The sequence below is a fragment of the Mycobacterium sp. E1715 genome, assembly GCF_001667625.1.
Classification (GTDB): Bacteria; Actinomycetota; Actinomycetes; order Mycobacteriales; family Mycobacteriaceae; genus Mycobacterium.
Window position 1 is genome coordinate 1 of the sequence record NZ_LZJJ01000015.1, and the last position, 4,702, is coordinate 4,702.

The following is a 4,702-nucleotide window of genomic DNA, read 5'->3' on the forward strand; positions in this document are numbered from 1 at the left end:
GTACGTGCCCGCGGGTACCAACCCCTGGTACGGCGATCCCAACCAAATCGTGACCTGCCCCGCGCCGGCGGCACGCTGCGACCAGCCCGTGAAGCCCGGGCAGGTGATCCCGGCGCCGTCGATCGACACCGGCCTGAACCCGGCCCCGTCGGACCGGGTGTCCGGGACGCCCCCGCCGACCAGCGACCCCTTGTCCCGGCCGGGGTCGGGTACCGTGCAGTGCAACGGCCAGCAGCCCAACCCGTGTGTCTACACGCCCAGCGGGCCTCCGGTGGCGACCTACAGTCCCCAAAGCGGTGAACTGGTGGGGCCAGATGGAGTTAAATACTCCGTCGAGAACTCGGCCAGAACAGGAGACGACGGATGGAAGGAGATGCTGGCACCAGCCGGCTGAACCCCCCACCGATGCCGAAGTTTCGTCGTCTGCGCGGACGGCGTCCTAAGAACCAGGACCCGGCGGCCGCCGTCGATCCGATCGATTCCGGCGCGACACCCGAGGATTCCGCAGCGCCCGACGGTGTCATCGAACCGCCTGCGCCCGACGTGACCGTCGAGGAGCCGGCGGAAACCGAGGTGGCCGCGGGGGAACCGGCGGGACCCGAGGACGCGACCGAACAGGCCGCTCCCCAGACCGCGGCCGACGAGCCGTCGGAGCCCGGTGCCGAGCTCGGCGACGCCGTCGAGCGTCGGCCGTCGCGGATGGGTCGCGGCTGGTTGGCCGGCATCGCGGCGGTGCTCGTGATGTGCGCCGCGGCGGTCGGTGTGGGCGGTTACGTCGCGTTGCGCTACCACCATGAAAGCCAGGCGATAGCCCGCAACGACGCCGCGGCGCTCAAGGCCGCCGTCGACTGCGTGTCGGCGACCCAGGCCCCCGACACCAACGCGATGGCGGCGAGTGAGCAGAAGATCATCGACTGCGGCACTGACGCTTTCCGCTCGCAGGCCCTGCTTTACACCAGCATGCTTGTCCAGGCGTACCAGGCCGCCAACGTCCACGTCCAGGTGTCCGACATGCGAGCGGCCGTCGAGCGCAACAACCCCGACGGCTCGGTGGAGGTGCTCGTCGCGGTCCGCGTCAAGGTCGCGAACGACCAGACGCAGAACGAGACCGGCTACCGGCTGCGGGTGAAAATGGCTCAGAGCGAAGGCCAGTACAAGATAGCCAAGCTCGACCAGGTGACGAAGTGACGGTGGTGGTCGACAAACCACCGGCCACGGCCGTCCAGCAGTCTCCGCGGACCGCCCTGGCGCCCTGGCACATTCGCGCCGGCGCGCTCGCGGTCGACGTCTTGCCGGGTGCCGCGGTGGTGGCCACGATGGCGGTCACCTGGTTCACCGTTCCGCCCGGCGGCGTGTGGTGGTGGCTGTGCATCGCGGTCATCGGAGTGGTCATCCTGCTGGTGCTGGTGAACCGGCTGCTGCTCCCGACAGTCGTCGGCTGGAGCCTCGGGCGGGCGCTGTTCGGCATCACGGTGGTGCGGCGCGACGGTGAGCCGATCGGGCCGTGGGGCCTGCTGCTGCGCGACCTGGCGCACCTGCTCGACACCGTCTCGATGGTGGGATGGCTTTGGCCGCTGTGGGATTCGGGCCGCCGCACCTTCGCCGACATGCTGGCGCGCACCGAAGTGCGCCGTCACGAAACGGCGGAGCCGGCGTTCAACGCGCGGCGGTGGACGACGGTCCTGGTGGCGGCCGCGGCGGGGCTGTGCATCGCCGGTGCGGCGCTGAGCTACGCGGCGGTGTTCGCCCCGGACCGGGCCACCGACCGGACGCGGGCGCAGCTGGACACGCAGGGACCGAAGATCGTCGCGCAGATGCTGACCTACGACCCGAAATCGCTGCACGACGACTTCGCCCGCGCCCTGTCCCTGGCCACCGACAAGTACCGGACCCAGCTCGCCGCCCAGCAGGACATGGTGCAGAAGGGCAACCCGGTCATCAACGAGTACTGGGTGACCGATCACGCGATCCAGTCGGCGTCGCCCGATCGGGCGACGATGCTGATGTTCATGCAGGGGCGCCGCGGCGCGGCGCCCGACGAGCGCTACATCTCCGCCACCGTCCGGGTGACTTTCGTCAAGGGCGGCGACGGCCGTTGGCTCGTCGACGACCTCATGGTGCTGACCAAGCCCAAACCGCCGGGAGCCGGAAAATGAGCCCGCGCCGCAAGTTCCAGCCCGGTGAGGGGCCGCTGCTGGTCCCGCATCCGGTGCCGCCGGGGCGGCCGTGGGGCCTGCCGCTGGCCGGCGCCGTCGCCGCGGTCTTCATGGCGGCCGCGATCACGGTGTGCAGCCTGATGCTCGTCGATCATCAGTCCCGGGAGCGCGCCGCGTCGAAGAATCGCGAGGTCCTCAGCTACGTCACCGGGTTCATGACGCAGTTCACCTCCATCGATCCGTTCCACGCCAACGACTACATAACGCGGGTGCTGGCGCAGGCGACCGGCGACTTCGCCAAGGAATACCGCGACAAGGCGAACGAGATCTTGCTACAGGTGGCCCGCGCCGAACCTGCCACCGGGACCGTCCTGGACGCGGGGGTGGAGCGGTGGAACGACGACGGCAGTGTCACCACGATCGTGGCCACCGCCGTGAGCGCCAAATCGCCCGACGGTAAACAAGTTTGGGAAAACGCCAATCGGTGGACGGCGACCGCCACGCAGGAAGGAAAGCAGTGGAAGATCAGCAACCTGCAGCAGGTGATCTGACCGCCGACGGTAACGCCGCCACTTCGGACGAGGCGGCGACCGAAGAGCGGGAAGAGTCCGGCAGCGCCGACGAAACGGCCTCCGCCGCAGAGGAATCCGAGGCAGCCGAGGGTGACACCGAGGCCGCCGAGGCAGCCGAGGACCAACCCCCCGCTCGCAAGCGGCGCAAATTGCTGGCCGGCAAGCGGCTGGCCGTCACTGTCGCGGTGGCCGCCGCACTGTTCGTCGGTTCCGCGGCGTTCGCCGGCGCGACCGTACAGCCGTACCTGAGCGACCGGGCGGCCGCCGCAACGAAACTGAAGGTGGCGCGGACCGCGGCCAACGCGATCACCACGCTGTGGACCTACACGCCGGAGAACATGGACACCCTCGCCGACCGCGCGTCGGGCTACCTCAGCGGTGATTTCGAGGCGCAGTACCGCAAGTTCGTCGACGCCATCGTGGCGCCCAACAAGCAGGCAAAAATCACCAACCACACCGACGTCACCGGGGCGGCGGTGGAATCGATCGACGACGCCAACGCCGTCGTCATCGTCTACACCAACACCACGTCCACCAGCCCGTTGACCAAGAACGTGCCGTCGCTGAAGTACTTGTCCTACCGGCTGTTCCTCAAGCGCGCGCAGAGCCGCTGGCTGGTGACCAGGATGACGACCATCACGTCGCTGGATTTGACGCCGCACGTCTAGCGCAGTCTGCTACGAGCCATGGCAGTTACCTCGCCGGTGTCGGAGCGATCGACCGTCGCGGCGCTGTTGCTGCTGACCTTCGCCACCGGCCTGGCGGATTCGATCAGCATCCTGGTGCTCGGCCATGTGTTCGTCGCCAACATGACGGGAAACGTGATCTTCCTTGGCTTTTGGCTGGCGCCCAGGACGAGCATCGACCTGACCGCGGTGGTCGTGGCCCTGCCCACGTTCGTGTGCACCACCATCGTCAGCGGCCGGATATCGCGGCACTTCGCCGACCGGACGCGACAGTGGATCACCACCGTATTGGCAACGGAGATAACCCTTTTGGTGGGGTTGGCGATCCTGGCGGGCGTGGGAATCCTGCAGTACCACGACAACACCAAGCTGATCATGATCGGCTTGCTGGCGGTCACGTTCGGCCTGCAGCACTCCAGTGCGCGCCAGTTCGGCATCCAGGAGCTGTCCACCACCGTGCTGACGTCGACGATCGTCAGCCTCGGTCTGGACAGCCGCCTGGCCGGCGGCTCGGGCGCGCGTCAGACGTTGCGTCTCAGCGTCGTGCTGACCATGTGCGCCGGCGCGTTCCTGGGGGCGTCGATGTCGCGGTTCGTCGTCGCACCGGTGTTCGCCGTCACGGCCGCGGTGGTGGCGGCCAGCCTGCTGATCTTCCGCTTCGGGCCGAGCTAGTTGAAGGCGAGCCAGCTGGGCAGCGCCCGCTCGTGCGAATCGCACAGCACCTGCCGGGTGTCGCACGACCCGCGCGGCGAGCCCGCACCGGCCCACATGCCACCGGTGTCGCGGCGCAACACGATGGCCGACGACCCGCCGCCGTCGAGCAGAATGGCGTTGTCGCTGCCCAGCCCGCGGAACAGGTCCTGCATGTTGTCCGGGGTGTAGCTGCCGCCCTCGAAGATGTACATCTCGTCTTTCTGCCGCGCGTACGCCAGAGCCGTCCGCGCGGCGCTGGGGCCTCCGTCGTGCAATTGCCCGGTGTTGCCGGGCGCCAGCAGCCCGATTCCGGAGACCGCGACGAACCGCTCGTTCTTGTTGAGCAGGTCCTGGACCACGGGCGTGGCGGAGTCGTAGTCGCTCTTGCTCTTGGGCCACACCACGTAGGGGGCGCCGCCCGACGGCAGGATCATCGTCGTCAGGACGCTCCAGCTTTCGCCGCCGCCCGAGAGGCCCTGCTTGCCCGGGTAGGCCACGGTGCCGGTGACGGCCTGGTTGGCGCGGCCCTGGCCGTTGGTGTTGTCCACGAAGGCGCCCAGCGGCGAGCTGCAGCCGGTCTGACGCCACGAGCCGG

At 68.8% G+C, this 4,702-nt stretch carries 6 protein-coding genes and 1 pseudogene; 6 read left to right on the top strand and 1 reads right to left on the bottom strand.

Annotated features, from left to right (window positions below; genetic code table 11):
• The 6 genes and pseudogenes from A9X03_RS28045 to A9X03_RS00635 form a co-directional block, all read left to right on the top strand.
• Nucleotides 1–394 (top strand): annotated as a pseudogene (locus A9X03_RS28045) (MCE family protein); the annotation flags it as partial.
• On the top strand, nt 364–1,188 hold the full coding sequence (locus tag A9X03_RS00615) for an Mce protein (RefSeq protein WP_067756112.1): 825 nt from the start codon (nt 364–366) through the stop codon (nt 1,186–1,188). The pseudogene A9X03_RS28045 and the gene A9X03_RS00615, both read left to right, overlap by 31 nt.
• The gene (locus tag A9X03_RS00620) at nt 1,185–2,156 is read left to right on the top strand and encodes an RDD family protein (RefSeq protein WP_067756109.1); all 972 of its coding nucleotides are present in this window, start codon (nt 1,185–1,187) and stop codon (nt 2,154–2,156) included. The genes A9X03_RS00615 and A9X03_RS00620 overlap by 4 nt, the downstream gene beginning before the upstream one ends.
• Nucleotides 2,153–2,707 carry a mammalian cell entry protein gene (locus A9X03_RS00625; protein ID WP_067756105.1) on the top strand — a complete coding sequence of 185 codons (555 nt, stop codon included), beginning with the start codon at nt 2,153–2,155 and terminating at the stop codon, nt 2,705–2,707. The genes A9X03_RS00620 and A9X03_RS00625 overlap by 4 nt, the downstream gene beginning before the upstream one ends.
• Complete coding sequence (locus A9X03_RS00630) at nt 2,674–3,396, top strand: mammalian cell entry protein (protein WP_067756102.1); 723 nt, start codon at nt 2,674–2,676, stop codon at nt 3,394–3,396. Before A9X03_RS00625 ends, A9X03_RS00630 begins: the two co-directional genes overlap by 34 nt.
• 18 nt (nt 3,397–3,414) lie before the next feature.
• A complete protein-coding gene (locus A9X03_RS00635; protein WP_067756098.1) occupies nt 3,415–4,086 on the top strand; it encodes a YoaK family protein in 672 nt (223 codons plus the stop codon).
• On the opposite strand, the gene A9X03_RS00640 is transcribed toward A9X03_RS00635, so the two are convergent.
• Nucleotides 4,083–4,702, bottom strand: a 620-nt coding sequence (locus A9X03_RS00640) for a phosphodiester glycosidase family protein (RefSeq protein WP_197508547.1), incomplete at its 5' end; no start/stop codon positions are given. The genes A9X03_RS00635 and A9X03_RS00640 overlap by 4 nt on opposite strands.